Source organism: Intrasporangium chromatireducens Q5-1, from assembly GCF_000576575.1.
Lineage (GTDB): Bacteria > Actinomycetota > Actinomycetes > Actinomycetales > Dermatophilaceae > Intrasporangium_A > Intrasporangium_A chromatireducens.
Genome location: NZ_AWQS01000648.1, coordinates 1 through 274, shown reverse-complemented (window position 1 = coordinate 274; position 274 = coordinate 1). Strand labels below are relative to the sequence as shown.

Below are 274 nucleotides of genomic sequence, written 5' to 3'. Positions count from 1 at the left end.
TTTCGGGGGTTTCTGAACCCGAACGCGTCGCGTCCGACGTGTTTGGCCAGTCGGTTGTAGCCCTCGGAGCGGGCGTTGCTGTAGCCGGTGGTGATGGCCGCTTCGATGGCGGCCCACCACGCCTCGATGGTCTCGGCGAGCCGGTGCGCCTCGGGCAGCTCGCTGTCGGCGGCCTGGACGTAGAACCGGTAGAGCCGATCGGAGATGATCTCGCGGTCCGCACTGGGCGGCAGCGCGAGCAACGCGCGAAGGCGTTCCTTGACGACGTAGGCGT

Annotated in this window: 1 protein-coding gene; it reads right to left on the bottom strand. The window is 67.9% G+C overall.

The genetic code is table 11. The annotated features are described in order from the left end of the window. On the bottom strand, positions 1–274 hold a 274-nt coding region (locus N864_RS26200), incomplete at both ends, for a transposase (RefSeq protein ID WP_034723444.1).